This is a genomic window from Methanobrevibacter sp. DSM 116169, assembly GCF_046197865.1.
Lineage (GTDB): Archaea > Methanobacteriota > Methanobacteria > Methanobacteriales > Methanobacteriaceae > JAHKLT01.
Window position 1 is genome coordinate 1,203,890 of the sequence record NZ_CP166990.1, and the last position, 19,904, is coordinate 1,223,793.

The 19,904-nt window shown below is 24.1% G+C and carries 11 protein-coding genes; 6 read left to right on the forward strand and 5 right to left on the reverse strand.

Annotated elements, in window-relative coordinates; genetic code table 11:
• Nucleotides 1–67 precede the first annotated feature (67 nt).
• Together ACA134_RS05915 and ACA134_RS05920 are read left to right on the forward strand one after the other, a co-directional pair.
• Nucleotides 68–1,999, forward strand: coding sequence for a SpoIIE family protein phosphatase (locus ACA134_RS05915; RefSeq protein ID WP_409199499.1), 1,932 nt, complete (start codon nucleotides 68–70; stop codon nucleotides 1,997–1,999).
• Nucleotides 1,992–3,917, forward strand: coding sequence for a SpoIIE family protein phosphatase (locus ACA134_RS05920; protein ID WP_409199500.1), 1,926 nt, complete (start codon nucleotides 1,992–1,994; stop codon nucleotides 3,915–3,917). The genes ACA134_RS05915 and ACA134_RS05920 overlap by 8 nt, the downstream gene beginning before the upstream one ends.
• A 2-nt stretch (nucleotides 3,918–3,919) precedes the next feature.
• Here the strand turns inward: ACA134_RS05920 and ACA134_RS05925 are convergent, their stop codons facing one another.
• The 3 genes from ACA134_RS05925 to ACA134_RS05935 form a co-directional block, all read right to left on the reverse strand.
• Nucleotides 3,920–4,381, reverse strand: coding sequence for a flavodoxin family protein (locus tag ACA134_RS05925; protein WP_409199501.1), 462 nt, complete (start codon nucleotides 4,379–4,381; stop codon nucleotides 3,920–3,922).
• A gap of 15 nt (nucleotides 4,382–4,396) precedes the next feature.
• Nucleotides 4,397–6,355 carry an excinuclease ABC subunit UvrB gene (uvrB, locus tag ACA134_RS05930; RefSeq protein WP_409199502.1) on the reverse strand — a complete coding sequence of 653 codons (1,959 nt, stop codon included), beginning with the start codon at nucleotides 6,353–6,355 and terminating at the stop codon, nucleotides 4,397–4,399.
• Nucleotides 6,356–6,448: 93 nt separating this feature from the next.
• Nucleotides 6,449–6,739, reverse strand: a complete 291-nt coding sequence (locus tag ACA134_RS05935) for a hypothetical protein (protein WP_409199503.1) — start codon at nucleotides 6,737–6,739, stop codon at nucleotides 6,449–6,451.
• A gap of 150 nt (nucleotides 6,740–6,889) precedes the next feature.
• Between ACA134_RS05935 and ACA134_RS05940 the strand changes: the two genes are divergently transcribed.
• The gene (locus ACA134_RS05940) at nucleotides 6,890–7,363 is read left to right on the forward strand and encodes a hypothetical protein (protein WP_409199504.1); all 474 of its coding nucleotides are present in this window, start codon (nucleotides 6,890–6,892) and stop codon (nucleotides 7,361–7,363) included.
• Between the two features lie 53 nt (nucleotides 7,364–7,416).
• Here ACA134_RS05940 and ACA134_RS05945 read toward each other — a convergent pair whose 3' ends face one another.
• Nucleotides 7,417–10,275 (reverse strand): beta strand repeat-containing protein, encoded by a 2,859-nt coding sequence (locus ACA134_RS05945; protein ID WP_409199505.1) that lies wholly within the window; start codon nucleotides 10,273–10,275, stop codon nucleotides 7,417–7,419.
• A 91-nt stretch (nucleotides 10,276–10,366) separates the two neighbouring features.
• On the opposite strand from ACA134_RS05945, the gene ACA134_RS05950 reads away from it, so the two are divergent.
• The gene (locus ACA134_RS05950; RefSeq protein WP_409199506.1) at nucleotides 10,367–13,393 is read left to right on the forward strand and encodes a UvrD-helicase domain-containing protein; all 3,027 of its coding nucleotides are present in this window, start codon (nucleotides 10,367–10,369) and stop codon (nucleotides 13,391–13,393) included.
• On the opposite strand, the gene ACA134_RS05955 is transcribed toward ACA134_RS05950, so the two are convergent.
• The gene (locus ACA134_RS05955; RefSeq protein ID WP_409199507.1) at nucleotides 13,390–14,103 is read right to left on the reverse strand and encodes a UPF0280 family protein; all 714 of its coding nucleotides are present in this window, start codon (nucleotides 14,101–14,103) and stop codon (nucleotides 13,390–13,392) included. The two genes, ACA134_RS05950 and ACA134_RS05955, sit on opposite strands and share 4 nt — an antisense overlap.
• A 225-nt stretch (nucleotides 14,104–14,328) precedes the next feature.
• Here ACA134_RS05955 and ACA134_RS05960 point away from each other — a divergent pair, with 225 nt between their 5' ends.
• Nucleotides 14,329–18,999, forward strand: coding sequence for an Ig-like domain repeat protein (locus ACA134_RS05960; protein WP_409199508.1), 4,671 nt, complete (start codon nucleotides 14,329–14,331; stop codon nucleotides 18,997–18,999).
• A gap of 129 nt (nucleotides 19,000–19,128) precedes the next feature.
• A complete protein-coding gene (comA, locus tag ACA134_RS05965) occupies nucleotides 19,129–19,899 on the forward strand; it encodes a phosphosulfolactate synthase (RefSeq protein ID WP_409199509.1) in 771 nt (256 codons plus the stop codon).
• The last annotated feature ends 5 nt before the right edge of the window (nucleotides 19,900–19,904 follow it).

Below are 19,904 nucleotides of genomic sequence, written 5' to 3' on the forward strand. Positions count from 1 at the left end.
TTTTTCATAAAAAAGTGTAAATTTTATTTTATAAAAAACATTTAAGAAAATAGATAATATGAGGACATTGAAAACATTAAAAGGAAAAATAAAGACTTTATTAGCATGTGCTTTATTTAATTTTTTATTAACTTTTATTATTCAACAATTTTTTAATTATCCTCTTGTTGCAACTCAAATAACAAATGGATTACCTTTAATTTATGGATTATTATTTGGAATTTATGGTACTATAGGAATTATACTTGGGAGCTTAATTTCAAATATTTATTATGGTTTTCCGGTTGAATTAATACTAGCTATTGCAATTATGCAATTTATTGCATCTTATCTACCATATAAATTATGGTATAGTCTTAATTTATCTGGGGAAATTAAATTACCAAGATTTAACAATGTTAAAAGTATTTTAAAATTTATTGTTATTACATTAATAACTGCTATAATTGTTTCAAGTATGTTTTGCAATATAATGGAATTTTATTACTTTCCAAAGACAGTCCATATGAATAGCATAGATTTTGTTTTAAATATGTTTGATTATTCGATGATTGTTGGAATAACCTTAATAACAATAGCTAATTATTATGAACTGCATATATTAAAACCTGTAGTTAAAAAAATCAATGCAAATTATTCAAAAATATTTAATATAATATTAGCTTTTGGTTTTATGCTTTGTTTTATACATTTAATATATAGTGTAGTAATAGTAAATGAATCTCATAATGATGCATTAAGAATTCTGGCTTATCTTTCTGTGCTTATTTATTGTTTTAAACCTATAACTACTAAAATTAACAAAAATACTAATACCAGAACCAGTCTAACAGAAAAATTAATTATCTATTTTATTATAATTCTTTTAACTTTAGCAATTGTAATAACTATAGTTTTTTATTTTAATATTCCTCAAATCGAACATGATCATGTAAAAATTTGGAATGTGATGTATACTTATATCGCTATAATCCTTGTTGTTTTTTATATATTTTCAATACTTGTATTGAGATATATAGAAAAAAGAATTACAATCCCAATGGAATCATTATCTACATTAACAGAAGATTATATAAATTCTTATTCAGAAAATCAAAAGAAATCTAATGAAATAGTTGAAAAATGTACTAAATATAATGATGATAGAAGTGAAATTGGAATACTTACTAATTCTTTTAAAAATATGGTAAGTGATTTTGAAATATATGCTGAAGAGTTAAAAAAGATTACAACAGAAAAAGAAAAAATTAAAACAGAATTAGAAATAGCTAAAAAAATACAAAGTTCTGTAATTACTAAAAAATTCCCTCCTTTATTTGAAACTAATCCAGTTAATGTTTTTGGAACTTTTATATCTGAGAAGGATATTGGAGGAGATTTTTATGATTTCTTTTATATTGATGATAATCATTTAGCTATTGTAATAGCTGATGTATCAGGTAAAGGAATTCCAGCAGCTTTACTAATGATGGTTACAAAAACTTTAATTCAAAAGTTAACACATCTTGGAAAAAGCCCTAGTGAAGTTTTTGAATATGCTAATAATGATTTTTATGAAGACAATAAATCAAAAATGTTTGTAACAGCATGGATGGGAATATTAGAAATAGATACAGGAAAATTAACATATGTTAATGCAGGCCACCTTTTACCATTAATTAAAGATTCGACAAATAAATACAAGGAATTACCATCAAAAACAGGATTGGTTCTTGGTGGTAGACAAAATACCCAATACAAAGAAAATATTATTTATTTAAAAAGAAAAAATAGATTATTTTTATATACTAATGGAATTACAGATGCTATAGATAAAAATAAAAATTCTTTCGGAAAAGATCGTTTAATAAACTTATTAAATTCGAATATTTATACAAAAATTGACAATTTAACATTCATTATTAAAAAAGATATTGATAGCTTTACTGGAGATATAGAATTATTAGATGATATTGCTATGTTAATAATTGAATATAATAAAGGTGATAGTGATGAATAATAATTTAAAAAAGGAAAGCTTAAAAAAGAAAATTATTACAAGCTTAATTTGTGGACTTGTTTATATACTATTAACAATTCCAATAAATTTTATTTACCCTATTCCTGGAATTAGTGAATATGAACCAATATCTGGAATAAATCCCGTATTTGGAATATTATTTGGTCCCTGGGGAGCTATTGGAATAACTATTGCTAGTTTAATTACCCATTATTTAATGGGTTATGCTGTAGATGTATGTTTAATACTTAGTTTATTCCAATTTTTATATGCTTATATCCCATATAAATTATGGTATTCATTTAATTTTACTGGAGAAATTACAACTCCTAGATTAAATACTGTAAAAAACTTAATAAAGTTGATACTAATAGCTATTATAAATAGTACATTAATGACTTTCTTACATGGATTTTATATGGATGTAATCAATTATGTTGATTTTCCTTCATTTATAACTCTATTATGGGAACTTAATTCTCTAGATTTTACCCTTATATTTGCAACTATAATAATAACACTTGCAAGTATATTTAAATGGAAATTATATATTCCAGAGAAGAATAAAAAGCCTATATTTCCACCAAATTTCTATAATATTATTCTAATTATTGCACTTAGTCTTGGAATAACATATATAATCTATTCTTATTTATTTGAACCTCTTTATAATGGGTTAATATTTGGAACTATATATGGTATTTTACTTATAATATTAGTATTTAAACCTGTAACTGAAACTATTAAAATAAGAAATTATAATGGAAAAACAACCATTACAGAAAAACTAATATTATTTTTCATAGCAATCGGTACTATTATTGCTATTTTAGCAGGAGTAATATTAGTTATTGAAAATACTTCTTATAATGTAGAAATATTTGGATTTTCTACAGTATTATTTGTAAACCTTGCTATAATTTTATTTATTTTTTATTTAGTAGCTATTTATGTATTATCAAAAATTGAAAAAGAAATTACATTGCCTATTGAATCTATATCATCTGTAACAAATGAATATATAAATAGTAAAAATAAAATGGAGGATTCTAGAGAAATAATTAATAAAATTAAAAAAGATAAACCAAATAATACAGAAATAGGGATTCTTGGTGATTCTTTTATTAAAATGATTAGTGGTTTAAAAGTTTATATGCAAGAATTAGAAAAAGAAACAAAAGATAAAGAAAGATTAAAAACAGAATTAAAAGTCTCTAAGACGATTCAAAATTCAATAATTTCAAAAGAATTTCCTAAATCTAAAGAATTTGATATATATGCAATAAATAAATCTGCAGATGAAATTGGAGGAGATTTTTATGATTTCTTTTTTATAGATAACAATCATTTTGCATTTATAATAGCTGATGTTTCAGGTAAGGGAATACCTGCTGCATTATTTATGCTAAATACAAAAACATTAATTAAAAACTATGCATATTTTAGGAAATCTGCTTCTGATACTTTTTATCAAGTAAATAATTCATTATATGAAAATAATGATGAAAGTATGTTTGTAACTGCATGGATGGGAATATTAGAACTAGATACAGGACAATTAGTTTATGTTAATGCAGGACATAATTCTCCGTTAATTAAAAAAGAAGATCACTTTGAATGGTTAAAATCTAAAAATGATTTAGTTTTAGGTGCAAAAGAAAATCAAGAATATGAAGAACATAAAATACAATTAAATAAAAATGATGAATTATTTTTATATACTGACGGAGTAATTGATGCAAATAATACTAAAGGAGAATTTTTCACATCAAATCGTTTAATTAAACTTTTAAATGAAAATTCATCTTTATCAATTGAGCCATTAATAATAAAAATAAAAGATGAAGTTAATAAATTCTCAAAAGGTGAAAGCCAATTTGATGATATAACATTATTAGGATTAAAATATAAAAAATAGCTTTATTTTAAATTTTGAACAAAGCTATTAATTTTTTCATCTATTTGACCATCTGTATCTTTTGAAGTAACAACCATTGTTTTAACAGGCCCTTTATTTAAAATTTTAGCCATATCTTTAAAAGTATTACCTTCACTAGAGCCACATGTTGCAATAAATGCTACATTATTAAATTTATCCCTATTTTCTTTAATATAAGTTAATATAGGAGTAGACATAGTTCCAGCCCACACAGGGGTGGCTATTATTGTAAGATGAAAATCAGATGGATCTTTTAAAGTTGGTTCAATGTTTGCAGGTTTTTTTCTTAATGCATCTAAAGCAGATAAAAAATAGTTTAAAGAACCTGATCTATCTTTTTTATCAATAATGTCCTCTATTTTACAATTTAGCTCTTTTTGAATATCCATAGCTAAAAGTTTAGTTATATTTGTTCTTGAATAATATACTACCAATGTTCCCATAAATAACTCCTCCAATTATTTTTTCAAACCTTTTAAATTAAATAATTTATTCCTAAGCTCTGCAGCTCTTTCAAAATCCAAACTAGTAGCTGCTTCTTTCATGTCCTCTTCTAAATCTTTAATAAGTAATCTAAGTTCATCTTTAGAAATTTTAGCTACATCAACTCCTTTTTCATATTTTTCAATATCTTTTTTACGTTCTTTAAGTGACCTATAAGTAGATTTAGGCGTGATATTATTTTTCTTATTATATGCAAGTTGTAATTTACGTCTTTTATTTGTAAGATTTAATGCATTTTGAACTGAATCAGTCATATCATCTACATACATTATAACATTACCATTAACATTTCTTGCAGCTCTTCCAATAGTCTGTACTAAAGATGTTTCACTTCTTAAGAATCCTTCTTTATCTGCATCTAAAATAGCTACAAGTGATACCTCAGGTAAATCAAGACCTTCTCTTAAAAGATTTACACCAACTAAACAATCAAATGTACCTCTTCTTAAATCATCGATAATTTCGATTCTTTCTAATGTATCAATTTCAGAATGAAGATATCTTACTTTAATACCAATTTTAGCATAATAATCAGTTAAATCTTCAGCCATTCTTTTTGTTAAAGTTGTAACAAGTACTCTTTCATCCTTTTTAGCTCTTTTTTGGACTTCACCAAGTAAATCTTCAACTTGTCCTTTAACTGGCCTAATTATAATTTCTGGATCTACAAGTCCTGTTGGACGAATAATTTGTTCTACAACATTTTGACTTCTTGAAATCTCATAATTAGCTGGAGTAGCTGATACATATAGCATTTTATATGTACAATGCTCAAATTCATCAAAACGTAATGGCCTATTCTCTTTAGCAGATGGCAATCTAAAACCATGATCAACTAATGTTTCTTTACGAGCTCTATCACCATTATACATCCCTCTAATTTGAGGAATTGTTACATGTGATTCATCAATAATAGTTAAAAAATCATCTGGGAAATATTTTAAAAGAGTATATGGTGTTTCTCCCCATTTTCTTCCAGATAAATGCATAGAGTAATTTTCAATTCCAGGACAATATCCCATTTCATGAAGCATTTCTATATCAAATCTAGTTCTTTGTTCTAATCTTTGAGCTTCTAATAGCTTTCCAGAAAGATTTAATTCGTTTAATCTTTCATCAAGCTCTTGATTAATATCTCTTAATGCTTTATCCATCTTATCTTGACCAACAACGAAATGTTTTGCTGGAAAGATCATATATCTTTCAAGAGATTCTTCTTTTTTACTTGTTACAGGATCAATTAAACTAATTGCATCAATTTCATCACCAAAAAGTTCTATTCTAATTGGTGGTGTTCCATGAACTGGATTAATTTCAATTACATCTCCACGAACTCTAAATTGACCTCTTGCAAATTCAATATCATTCCGCTCATATTGCATGAAAATTAATCTTTTTAAAATATCACTTCTTTCATAATTATCTCCAACAGAAATTCCAAATGCAAATTCCCCATAATCTTCAGGTGATCCTGCACCATAAATACATGAAACACTTGATACTACAATAACATCATCACGAGATAAAAGAGATTGTGTTGTAGAATGTCTCATCATATCAATTTCATCATTTATTGATGCTTCCTTATCAATAAAAGTATCTGTTCTTGGAACATATGCTTCAGGTTGATAATAATCATAATAAGAAACATAATATTCAACAGCATTATCTGGGAAAAATTCTTTAAACTCCTCATATAATTGAGCAGCTAATGTTTTATTATGTGAAATAATTAAAGTTGGTTTTTGAACCTTTTCAATAACATTAGCCATCGTAAATGTTTTGCCTGAGCCTGTTACACCTAAAAGAGTTTGCTCATTAAAATTATTCTTAATTCCATTAACTAATGAATCAATAGCTTTTGGTTGATCTCCTAAAGGTTTATATGAACTATTTAATTTAAACTTCTTCATGATAAAATCTCTAAAATAAAAAAAATCTAATTAAATATATGTCTTTAATATTATAAGTAAATAACGACAGCAGAAAAAAAATAATATGAAAAATTAATTTAATACAAGTTCAAAACTTATATTATGAAAAGGTGCTTCACAACATGGAGTTACACGTTGATTATTAATAGTAAATTTGCCAAATTTATTAAGATTAGTTTCTAAATCTTTAGAAATAGAATTAACCAATTCATCATTATAAATTCTTAAGCTACCTATAAAAGAAACTCCTTTATTAGTATTTAAAACAGCTACACTATCAAAATCATATGGTTCATTATTTTTCTTTAAAATTTCTTTAGCTATTTTAATAATTTCTTCTTTTGTTTCATTTTTATCAAGCATTTAAATCACATAAAAAATTTAGTTAATTATGATTATAATTTAAAAGTATTTAATTTTATTGTAAATTTTATTAAAAAAACGAAATATATTTAAAAGTTTAAAAACAAAAATACATTAGGTTGAAAACCATATAAGTTTCGAGGTGATAAAATGAAACGATGGATACTTGTTGGATTAATAGCTATTGCAGTAGTCGTGCTAGTATTTCTTTCATCAACAGTCTTATTTTTGGCTGAAGATGAAACTGAAGGATCAATTCCTGGTGTAGATATGGCTGCAGTATGGCAAATCCCAGAAGGCTTCCAATGGATATATCCTGGAAGTTCAAAAAGTGCTAATGGCCACACATTACATAATATTCACATGGAAGATGGTGATCCTTACCAATATGCAAAGCAAATAATGGAATATACATATAATATTTCGCCAAATATTTGTGTTGTAATCAACAATGATGCAGCTGAAAGTATGTTTGGTGATGATATTGTTGGAAATATTAGAGAGCATGATTGGGGAGAAGGAAATCCTCGAGGAGAAGCTATTGAAATGTCCATGGATAAATTTAATATTTTCGGAGCAATAATGAGCTTAATAAAAGGAGATATTAAAATATTCTTAATTTAAAGATTTTTATATAAAAATCTACTATTTTTATTTTAAAAAAAAGAAAATAGATGTTATAAAACATCTATTTTTTCTGATGTTGAATATTCATTATAGCTAGATGTTATAATATATGATGCAGGGTTTAAATTAACATTTAAAATAGCTACACCATTATTATCTGTAACACTACTTGAAATTACACCATTAATATTAAAACTAACTGTTTTATTAATAGCTATTTTTCCCATATCATCTAAAGCAGTTATAGAAAATTTATTATCATCAAAAGTTGAATTTACTAAAATAGCTAATACTTTAATTAAATTACTTTGAGCATATTGATTTTCTGGATGATAAATAGTTATTATATATTCATCAGGATTTAAATTAATGTTTAGTGTGACAATTCCTTCATCAGTTGTGTTTCTATAATACATTATGCCATTTATATTCATTTTAACTTCTGTATTTTTAAATGGATTTCCAATATTATCTACCATTAAAGCAGTAAATTGACTTCCATTTCTATAATATTTAGTTAAATCAGATGATATAATATTTGATAAAACTTCAATATTATAAGACATGTTTAATCCTGTATCATTACGATTTACAGTTACAATATATTTACCAGGACTTAAATTAATATTTAAGGTAGCTATTCCATTTTTATCACTATTTCTATAATAAATTACTCCATTAATATTAAAACTAACTGTATAATTTATTAATGGATCTCCCTTACCATCTAAAATTAATGCATTAAATTGGCTTTCATTTTTATATGTTTTATTAAGGTCTTGAGCTACAATTGTAGGTTTGACTTCAACATTATTAGTATTAACCACATAATCAATGTAGCTAATTACAGTATAATTACTAGGATTTAAATTAATATTTAAGTATGCATATCCATTAATATCAGTGATTCTTTCATATACAATTTTATTAATACGTATTAAAACACTTTCATTATATATTGGATTACCTTCATAATCAACTAATCTAACTATATATTGAGAACCATTTTTATAAAATAAAGTTAAATTACCACTAATTAAATTCATGCTTATAATATTTAAAGTACCATTTCTAATAGAAACATTTTCTAATAAATCAACTGATCCTGTAACTGTGTAATTACCAGGTTCTAAATTTACATCATAATAATAGTAATATAATCCACTATCAAGAGTATTATTAGTTATTAAAGTTTCATTTGCAAATTTAAAAGTGATTGTTTGATTTGTAATAAAATTATTTTTATCATCTGTTAAAGAAGCATATAATAAAATAGTTGTATTAAATGGAGCATTAAGTATTCCACCATTTAAAAGTTTAAAGAAAGTTTGGCTTGTAATTTCACCAGTAGATGCAATTTTAACAAAAATAGGTCCAGTATTATTTTTTAAAAAGATTGATCCATTTTCATTTACAATATCGCTACCTTTAAGTTCTGCTATATTATTTTTAAAGTAGTTATTTAATATTGTAATGTTTTCTGATAAATAAATTCCAATTCCTGCCGCATAATAAGCAGAATTATTTAAAAAATTCATATTATCTAAAATTTGCACATTAGATTCATCTATAAAAATTCCTGCACCACCATATGCAGAATTATTTATAAAACTAGCTCCAGAGAGATTTCCAAAATCTGTAAAATAAAGGTAAATTCCTCCACCATAACCTTCTCTATCATCTAAATCAATAGCTATATTATTTAAAAATGTATTTTCTCCTTCTAATATGAAATATTTTGAGTAATCTAGGCTAATAGCTCCACCATAATTTGCAATATTTCCTTTGAAAGTATTTTTTCCGATAATAGAGAAATTATTTCCTTCTTTATTAAAAATAGCTCCACCAGAAGATGTATTTGCATTGTTGTTTTTAAAAGTATTTGAACCATTTATTAAGAAATTTTCTCCTTTTTCATTAAAAATAGCTCCTCCTCCTTTAAATGGATCTTCAGTTAAAACATTATTTTCAATAAATTCATTACTACCTGAAATTGTAACATTAGCTGCTAAGTGATTGTAAAATGCTCCAGCATAGAATAATGCTGTGTTGTTTTTAAATATATTTGAACCATTTATTTTAAAATTACCAGCTAATGAAAGTATTGCTCCACCATATCCAGCAGAATTATCTAAAAATTCATTATTTCCTGTAATTATAGAATTTGTTCCATTGTTTATTATAGCTCCACCATTAGAATCAGCTGAATTATTTTTAAAAATGTTACTGCCTTTAACTTTAAAATTTGTTCCATTATTAGCTATTGCACCACCAGAATAATCAGCATAATTACCATTAAATAGATTATTTCCATCTATTAAGAAATTATCTCCTTTATTAAAGATTGCACCTCCATATAAAGATACAACATTATTAAAAAATTGATTTACACCAGTAAGAGTAAAGTTATTACCTTCATTATAAATAGCTCCACCAAAATAGCTAGCTCCATTATCCTTAAAAATATTATCTTTTAATTCTAATTTATCACCAGTATTGTAAATAGCCCCACCTGCAGTTCCATATCCTCCAACAAATGTAATGTTATAAATTAAAACATTATATCCTGTAATGTTGAAAATTCTTGAATTTGATCCATCAGGAGAAGATGCATAAATTGTATGGCCATTTCCATTAATTGTAAACTCATTTTTTGATATATTAATTCCATTTTTAAATATATCATATTCATCATCTTGTAAATAAAAATCATCATGTAATGTTATAAAACTTGAAGAATTGCCATTAATTTCATCATTTAAATCTGTAAACGTTTTTTGATCATCATCTAAAGTTTTAATTTCTATTAATTCATTATTTCCTAAATCATTAGCACTTAAACTAGCTATTGATAAAAATAAAATAAGAATTATTAAAAAGATTTTAAATATATTATTTAACTTACTCATTTTAAAAATCCCCATATAATAATATATAAAAGAATTATTATAAATAAATTTTTAAATTAAAAAAGCATAATAATTAATTAAGGTTACTTTTATGAATATCAATTTAAATATTGAACAAGAAAAAGCTGTAAGATATGATAAAAACAATGCTTTACTTATAGAAGCAGGTCCTGGTGCTGGTAAAACAAGAGTTATTATAGAAAGAATTAAATTTTTACTTAATTATAAAAATATTAATCCTGAATCTTTTTTAATTATAACATTTACTAATAAAGCCGCTGAGGAACTTAAAAACAGACTTACAAATAATGATATTCCTCAATCCATTGTAAATAAGATGCAAATTTCAACTATCCATTCATTTTGTTTTAAACTACTCCAAGCAGAAGATAATTCAAGTTTAGCTATTTTAGATGATGATTTTGCTGAGAAGAATAATTTATTTATTAGAAAGCATTTAAAATATTTAGGTTTTAAAGATGAATCTTATTTTCCTCAAAGAGATATTGATGTTTTAATTGAAAAATATAATGAATTTACTACATTTGATATTATAAAAGAAGATTATTTAAATTATTTAAAAGAAAATCATCCAGTAAATCAAGAATATATTGATTTTATAAATTCTCATAAAACAGAATCAATAGCTAAATATGGATATTTTAAGTTTCCACGACAAGAAATTAAAGATAATAAACTTTTTAAAGAAGCTTATCTTAATGCAAGGCATGTTCAAATTGTCAAATCTTATGAAATTTATTTAAACTTACTTAAAAAGAATAATCTTCAAGATTTTAGTCTCCTTCAGGTTAAAGCATTAGAATTTTTAAAAAATAATAAAAAAGATTTAAAATATAAAAATATCTTAGTTGATGAGTTTCAAGATACTGATCCTGTTCAAATTGAAATATTTAAGATTTTAAATGAAAATGCTGATACTTTCACGTGTGTTGGTGATGATGATCAAAGTATTTATGGTTTTAGAGGTTCTAATTTAAGTTTTTTTAAAAATTTTAAAGAAATCTTTAATGGAGAAATTATACAATTAAATACTAACTATAGATCAATTAAAACTATTGTTGAATATTGTGAGAACTTTATAAAAACAGACAGAACAAATGATAAGACCCTTATAAGTAGTAGAGATAAAACAGATAAGATTTATAAAATTACATCTAATGATAAAGCTGATGAGGCAGAAAAAATAGCTAGTTTAATTAAACATTTAAAAGAATCTGGGAAGATCTCAAGTTATAATGATGTTGGCTTGTTATTTAGGTCTGTTTCAACCTTTAATAGTAGTAAAATAGAAGATTTAACTGGTAAATTAAATAAATATGAAATCCCTTATTTTATTAAAGGTAATCCTGATTTAATTAATCAAAAAGAAATTAAATTATTTTTGTTTTTACTTTATTATTTAACTGAAGATAATGATTTTAATATTCCAAATTCAGTTGAAAGAGATTGGTTAAATTTAAGTTTATTTAGTAAAATTGATTTTTTAAGTGAAGATAGCCAAAGTATTTTCAAAAATATTTATGATAATTTTGAAAAAAAGGTTCTTAAAAAAGAAAAAGAACTTTATAGGAAAATTAAGGGTAAATCTTCAAGAATTCAAAAATTTAATGGTGTTTTCAATAGAGATGATGATTTTAAAGAAGAATTATTTAAAAGTATTAAAAAACCATTATTATCAGATTATACTAAAGAAGATTTAATTAGTTTAAACATTTCAAATAAAAACGATTTAAAGTTTCTAGAAAATTTAATTGATTTAAAAGAAATTGTCAACTATCAAAGATTAAACTATGATGATATATCTGATGAGGATAGATTAAGTCTTTTAGATATTTTCTATAAAATAATTAAATTAACACCTGATTTAAATCAATACTTTTTAAATCCAAATCAAAATTATGAATCACTTTTTAATTTATCTTCAATAACAAATTCAATCTATAATTATGAAAAAATTATTGGAAAAAACCTTAAAGAAATTGATGGTTTATACTACTTCTTTTATCAAAATATTGAAAAATATAGTGCTCACTTGAAAAATAATGATGCAGTCCAAATAATGACAGTTCATAAGTCTAAAGGATTAGAATTTAAAGTATTAATAGTATGTTCTCTTGAAGATAAGAAATTTCCAAGTGAATTTAAAGAAAAGAGAATACAAGGAATGAAACCTGTTTTTGAAAGTCCAACTGATTGTTTTAATTATAAACGAAAAATAGATGCAGAAGAACACTTAAAAGAAGAGCGAAGAATATTATATGTAGCTATGACAAGAGCAGAAGATATATTGATATTATCAACTGTTAAAAATCCTCCAGAAATTGAAGGTATAAATTTTGATGATAATAGCTTAGTTGAAATAGATGATTTTAGTGAAATGCCTAAGGTAAGTTTAAGTGAAAATATCTTAAAAGAAGAACCATTAGAGCTAAGTTACACATCAGTTAAAAATTATGATGAATGTCCATTTAAATATAACCTGCTTCATAACTTTAATTTAAAATATTCAGATCCAGAGCATATTACACATGGTTTAGATGTTCATGATACATTAGATAAAATTAATAAAAAAATTATTAGTAAAAATTTATCTTTAAAAGAAATTGAAAAACTAGCTAATTTATATTTAAAAGATGAAGATTCAAAAGAACATATAAATAATATCATACATTATTATGAAAACTATGGTGAAAATATTACTCCATTATCTTCAGAACTACCTTTTACAGTGAAATATGATGATTTTTTAATTACAGGTAAAATTGATTTAGTTTATAAATTACCTAATGGAAAAATAGGCCTTCTAGATTATAAAAATGCTGAATTTGTAAATGAAAATAACATTAAAAAACAATTATTAACTTATTTAATAGCTATTAAAGATAATTCTGAATTTAATGATTTAGAAGTTGAAGAGCTATCTGTTTATTTAATTAAATCTTGTGAGTGGGTGAAAGTTGATTTTTCAGAAGAATTACTTAAAAATTATGAAAATGATTTAGAAAAGACTGTTAAGTTGATTAAAGAAGAAAAATATCCTAAAAAATTAAATTATAATTGCAATAAATGTGAATTTAGTTTTATTTGCAAAAATTAATAATCAATATCAAAATCATTGGTAGATATCATCTCTGGCAATTTACCTATTGTAGCTACTTTATCTTCTTTTATAATTAAAACACCTTCAAAATAATCTTTATATTTTTCTGCTTTTAAAATTGCATTATTTATTGCATCTTCTGATGTTGTTCCATTAACTGCATTAGCTATTGAAGTAGCTAGTCCGTCAGCATAACTTGCTTTTTTAGATATTGCAGTTACTGATTCAGATGATCCAAAACTTATAGACAAACCTACCTTACCAGATGAAGTGCAAATTCCAATTGGCTTTTTCCTACTTTTTAATTTAAATCCAATAGAAGTATTTAAATATTCATTACCTGAATATATCCCACACACCACTTTTTCATCATTAATTAGTGCAATGTCTCCACCATTATCAACTATTGAATAATTAGAACCTAAATTAATTAAATATTCACATGACATTTCAGCTATTGATCCTGCAACAGTAGCTATTGGTCCAACATCAGCTATTTTAGATGCTTCACACATTAAATCAATAATTGGTAAATTACTGTTAATATTAATTGGTTTAAGAGAACTTAAAAATTGAGAATTATTTTTAATATAATTATTAATGTCATTCCTTAAAAGTTGAACATAATCTCTTAAATTATAACTAGTTAAATCTGTTTTTAAAGAGATTTTTGTTTCATTTAAATTAATTAATTCTTTTTTATACATTTACATCAGTAAATAAAAATAATTTAATAACAATAATATATTTCTAATTAAAAATATTTAACATTAATTATTCTTTTTTAACTTATTCATTTTTTAAATTTTCACTAAAAAATTACTAAAATAGCTAAATTTTGACATAAACATAATAAATATTAATTCAATATATTTTACTAAGGATTATTATAAATTTTAAATAATTCATTATCAAAGATATAGGAGGTTAAAATGTTTATAAATAAAAAAATGATTGTTAATTCGTGTTTAATCATTTTATTAATTGTGATTTCATTATCAACTGTATCAGCATTAGATGAGATAAATGATATCCATGATAATAATCTATTAAATGATAATTACATAGAAAATGACTTAATAAAAAATAATGGTAAAGTCGTTTTAAATCAAAATGAAATAACAGAAGAAGATTTTGAAAATATAAATATTTTACAAGATTCTGTAAAAGACAATTTTACAGCATTACAAAAAGCAATAAATAATGAATCTAATCATGTAATTAATTTAGATGGAAATATTCAACTAGATAATAGTGAATCTGGAACTTTTAATACTGGAATAAAAATTGAAAGAAATAATATCATCATTAATGGTAATGGATATACCATTAATGGAACTAATTTAAATGGAAATAGTGTAAGAATTTTTAATATTCTTGGAACTAATATAACAATAATTAATATAACTTTAACTGGCGGTAAAGCTACTGATGGTGGAGCTATTTACAACATAGGGAATAATATAACTTTAACTAATGTAAATTTAATTTATAATATTGCTACAAAACAAGGTGGAGCAATATATAATACTGGAGATAATTTTAAAATTTTAGAAAACAGTAAATTAGAAAATAATCAAGCACAAGGTACATCTACTAATACTGATGGTGGAGGAGCAATATATAACACAGGAAATAATTTCATAATTGAAGGTGAAAACGAATTAAGAAATAATAACGCAACAATTCAAGGTGGAGCAATCTTAAATCTTGGAAATGATTTTAAGATTTTAGGAAAAAATATATTAAACAATAATCAAGCACATGGAACTGCTACTAGTACCACAGCTACTGATGGTGGAGGAGCAATATATAATAAAGGACACAATTTCCTTATTGAAGGTGAAAACGAATTAATAAATAATACTGCAATTGCATATGGTGGAGCTATTTTAAATATAGGAAATACAACTAAAGGAACAGGAACTAATTTTACAATAAAAGGAAATAACATTTTAAATTATAATACTGCAGGACAAGGTGGAGCAATATATAATACTGCTCAAAACTTTAAAATATTAGAAAACAATGAATTAAATCATAATAAAGCTACTTTAACTGGTACTAATGGTGGAGGAGCTATAAGAAATACACAAGAAAACTTTTTAATAGATGGTGAAAACGAACTGTTAAATAATACAGCTCAATTTGGAGGAGCTATTTTTAATGGTAATAATGGATTAAACTTTACAATAGTAGGAAATAATACAATAACCGATAATATAGCTTTGACATCTGGAGGAGCAATTTATAATAGTGCTTGTCAAAATTTTTCAATTACTGGAAATAATCAATTAAATAATAATACTGCTGGAACTCAAGGCGGAGCAATATATAATACAGGAACTAGTCATAACTTTAAAATAATAGGGAATAATACATTTAATGATAATAAAGCAAGTTCCAACAATGCTGATCATGGTGGGGGAGCTATAAGAAATGCTGCAAATAATTTCAAAATAATAGGGAATAATACATTTAAATCTAATTCAGCATATGATGGTGGAGCACTTAAAAATAGTGGAAATGATTTTACGATTATTGGTAATAATACATTTACAAATAATCAAGCATTATATACTGGAACTGGAAACACTAGAGGTGGAGGAGCTATTCATAATACTGGAACTGGATTTACTATAAGTGAAAATAATTATTTCATAAATAATACTGCAAAAAGATTTGGTGGAGCAGTTTATAATAGAGGAGATAATTTTATTATAAATGGATCAAATGTTCTTATTGATAATAATGCAATTAATGGTGGAGCAATCTACATCTATGAAAAAAATAGTAAAATAATTGGAAACAATAATTTTATCAATAATACTGCTACAACTAGTGGTAATACTATTTATAATAATGGAAATTTAATATTGAGCAATTCTACAATAGTTGGTTTTGAACATGTTATTTATAATGCGGGTAATTTATTTTTAGAAAATAATATAATGAATTTAAATAAAATAGAAGTAATTTTTAATGCTGGAACTATAACAAGTAGTGTAATTTTAACAATATTAGAAAATAAAACTAAATATGTATTGCCTAATGAAATGGTTAATATAACAGGAATTTTAACTGATGATAATGGAAATATCATTGTTAATCAAAAAGTGACATTTAAAATTGATTCAACATCATTAGAAACAACAAATTATAAAGATGGAATTTATTATGCACCATATACTGCAAATCAAATTGGAAAATTTATTGTTAATGGAACATATGTTGGATCAAATAATGTAACACCTAAAATTGGAATTTTAGAAGTTAAAAACCAAATCAATTTAGATATTAATACAAGTAACATTACTTATGGAGATTCTGTAAAAGTAAATATAACAATTACACCTAATACTTCAGGAAATGTTACAATTTTTATTAATGGAACTAATAATGGAACATATGATTTAAATAATGGTAAATATCAACATATTTTAAACAATTTAGATGTTGGTAAATATAATATTACTGTAGTTTATAATGGAAATGACAATTATTCAAAAGCAAATAAAACTGTTATATTAGTAGTTAATAAAAAAGACACTGAAATTAACATAACCGTTGATAACATAACTTATGGAGATAGTTTAGAAATAAACTATAATTTGACTGACGGTGCAACGGGAAATATAACCATAACAATACCAGAAACTGGATTTGAAAAAACATATAACCTAACAGACACAATACAAATTCCAACACAAAGTGCAGGAAACTACACAATAACAATAAGCTACAACGGCGATAAAAACCACAAACAGACAATCAACACCACAAAATATACAATAAACAAAGCAACACCAACAATACAAGCAAACACAAGCAACATCACCTACAAAGAAACAGCACAAATCAACATAACAACAATTCCTGAAATAAGTGGAAACATTACAATCACAATCAATGAAATAGAAAAAGGCACATACAACCTAACAAGTGGAAAATACCAATACACAATAAACAACTTAGAAGCAGGAACATACAACATTACAATAACCTACAACGGAAACCAAAACTACACAAAAACAAATACAACAATAAAACTAACAGTAAATAAAAAAGATCCTGTATTTAATATTGATTATAATAATATTAATTATAAAGAGGATTTAATTATTACAATTACAACAGACAATGCAACACCTAACAATATTACAATAATAATTAATAATACTGAATATACAGAAAAATTAGAAAATGGTAAAGCTGTTTTCAATATTTCAGGATTAAAAGCTAATAATTATACTTTAAACATTACATATAATGGAAATAATAATTATAATAACTTTACAACTTTAGAAGAAGTGAATGTAGCTAAAATTAACTCATATGTAAACATTACAATTAATAATATTACTAATGATGGTAATGTAAGTATAACTATAAACACTTTTAATGATTCAAATGGAAATGTAACTATTACAATAGCTAATGAAACTAAAATTATTAAATTAATTAATGGAACTAGAACAATAAGCTTTAATAATTTAAAAAGTGGTAATTACACAGTTTATGTAAACTATAGTGGAGATAATAACTATTATAGCTCAAATAATTCAACTAATATTATAATTAAAAGAATAGCTATTAATGCAAATAATATAACTGTTTATTATAGTAATAATACTGAGTTTATTGTGAATTTAACTATAAATGGAAATCCTTTAGTAAATAAAACTGTTTATATAACTATAAATAATGTTACATATAATATACAAACTAATTCCAAAGGATTAGCTATATTATATATTGATTTAAAACCTGGTAATTATTCTGTTTATTCTATTTATAATGAAACTAATAAATTGTCTATTAATAATACAATTTCTATTTTAGAAACTATAATTGGTGAAGATCTTATAAAATACCATAAGAATAGAACACAATTCATAGCTGAGTTTTTAGATAGAAATGGAAATCCTTTAGTTAATACTACAATACAATACATAATTAATGGAGTTACCTATAATAGAACAACTAATAGTTCTGGTTTAGCATTATTAAATATTAATTTAGATCCTGGAAAATATGTTTTAACTGCAATTAATCCAGAAAATGGTTTAATAAAGTATTATAATGTAACTGTTAAAACAAATATTTTAGGAGAAAATTTAGTTAAATATTATCAAAATGCTTCTAAATATAATGTTACAATCTTTGATGATATTGGTAATCCTTTAAAAAATAAAAACGTTACAATCAATATTTATGGAATGTTTTTTACTGCATTAAGTAATAATGAAGGAATAGCTAGTTTTGATATAGATATGAATCCAGGAAATTATATTGTTACAGCAACTCACCCAATTACTGGTTTAAATACAAGTAATAACATTACAGTTAAATCTGTTATCTATACAAATGATACTACAATGAGTAGAGATAATAGAACTACTTTTAATGTTAAAGTGTTAGATAGTATTGGAAATCCTTTTGAAAATGAAACTGTTACAATAACAATTAATGGTGTTTCATATAATAGAACTAGTGATAGTAATGGAATAGCTAAATTAAATATTAATTTAAACCCTGGTTCATATACAGCTATTACTTTTTATAAAGGTTATAAAACAAGTAATATTGTAACTGTTATTTAAATTAAACACGATTTTATTCTTTAAATCTTTTTTTAAAGAATAAAAATTATTTTTTTATTTTTATCATTAATTTTAATTACTACAAATCATAAATATATTTTCATTATAAAATATCAAGAAAGTGTATTTATGAAATCATTTAATTTTTTATTAGAGGGAACAAACAATAAACCTAGAGATTCTGGTTTAACAATGGTATTAGATAAAGGTCTTGGTTTTGATACAGCAAAAAGTCTCATGGAAGTATCTGGAGACTATGTTGACTATTTGAAATTCGGATGGGGAACTACAGCTATTCAAGATTTTAATCTTTTAAAAGAAAAAGTAGCTATGTATAAATCATTTGATATAATTCCCTATGTTGGTGGAACATTATTTGAAATAGCTTATGATCAAAATAAATTAGATGAATTTTTAGATAGATTAAAAAAATTAGGTTTTGAGACCATTGAGATATCTGATGGTAGTATAAATATTAATCGTCCAGATAAATTAGATTGTATCAAAAAAGTAAAAGATATGGGATTTGAAGTTATATCTGAAGTAGGTAAAAAAAATCTTGTTAAAGATCAAGAAATAACTATAGAAGACAGAGCTAATTTTATTAATGAAGAATTAGATGCAGGTTCTTCAAAAGTGATTGTTGAAGCTAGAGAAGGAGGAAAATCTATTGGTGTTTTTGATGATGAAGGAAATGCAAAAGAAGAAGAAGTTAATTATATTTTAGATAATGTTGATAAAAATTCATTAATATGGGAAGCTCCTAATAAAAATCAGCAAGTATTTTTTATTTTACAAATAGGAGCAGATGTTAATTTAGGAAATATTTCCTCTGATGATATTACTTCTCTTGAAACACTTAGAAGAGGTCTTAGAGGAGATACTTTAGGAAAAGTTTAGAGGTT

Excerpts from the sequence above, each read along its gene's own strand:
- ACA134_RS05945 (WP_409199505.1), bottom strand. The coding sequence starts at position 10,275 with ATGAGTAAGTTAAATAATATATTTAAAATCTTTTTAATAATTCTTATT.
- ACA134_RS05950 (WP_409199506.1), top strand. The coding sequence starts at position 10,367 with ATGAATATCAATTTAAATATTGAACAAGAAAAAGCTGTAAGATATGAT.
- uvrB (WP_409199502.1), bottom strand. The coding sequence starts at position 6,355 with ATGAAGAAGTTTAAATTAAATAGTTCATATAAACCTTTAGGAGATCAA.
- ACA134_RS05920 (WP_409199500.1), top strand. The coding sequence starts at position 1,992 with ATGAATAATAATTTAAAAAAGGAAAGCTTAAAAAAGAAAATTATTACA.
- comA (WP_409199509.1), top strand. The coding sequence starts at position 19,129 with ATGAAATCATTTAATTTTTTATTAGAGGGAACAAACAATAAACCTAGA.
- ACA134_RS05940 (WP_409199504.1), top strand. The coding sequence starts at position 6,890 with ATGAAACGATGGATACTTGTTGGATTAATAGCTATTGCAGTAGTCGTG.
- ACA134_RS05935 (WP_409199503.1), bottom strand. The coding sequence starts at position 6,739 with ATGCTTGATAAAAATGAAACAAAAGAAGAAATTATTAAAATAGCTAAA.
- ACA134_RS05925 (WP_409199501.1), bottom strand. The coding sequence starts at position 4,381 with ATGGGAACATTGGTAGTATATTATTCAAGAACAAATATAACTAAACTT.
- ACA134_RS05960 (WP_409199508.1), top strand. The coding sequence starts at position 14,329 with ATGTTTATAAATAAAAAAATGATTGTTAATTCGTGTTTAATCATTTTA.
- ACA134_RS05955 (WP_409199507.1), bottom strand. The coding sequence starts at position 14,103 with ATGTATAAAAAAGAATTAATTAATTTAAATGAAACAAAAATCTCTTTA.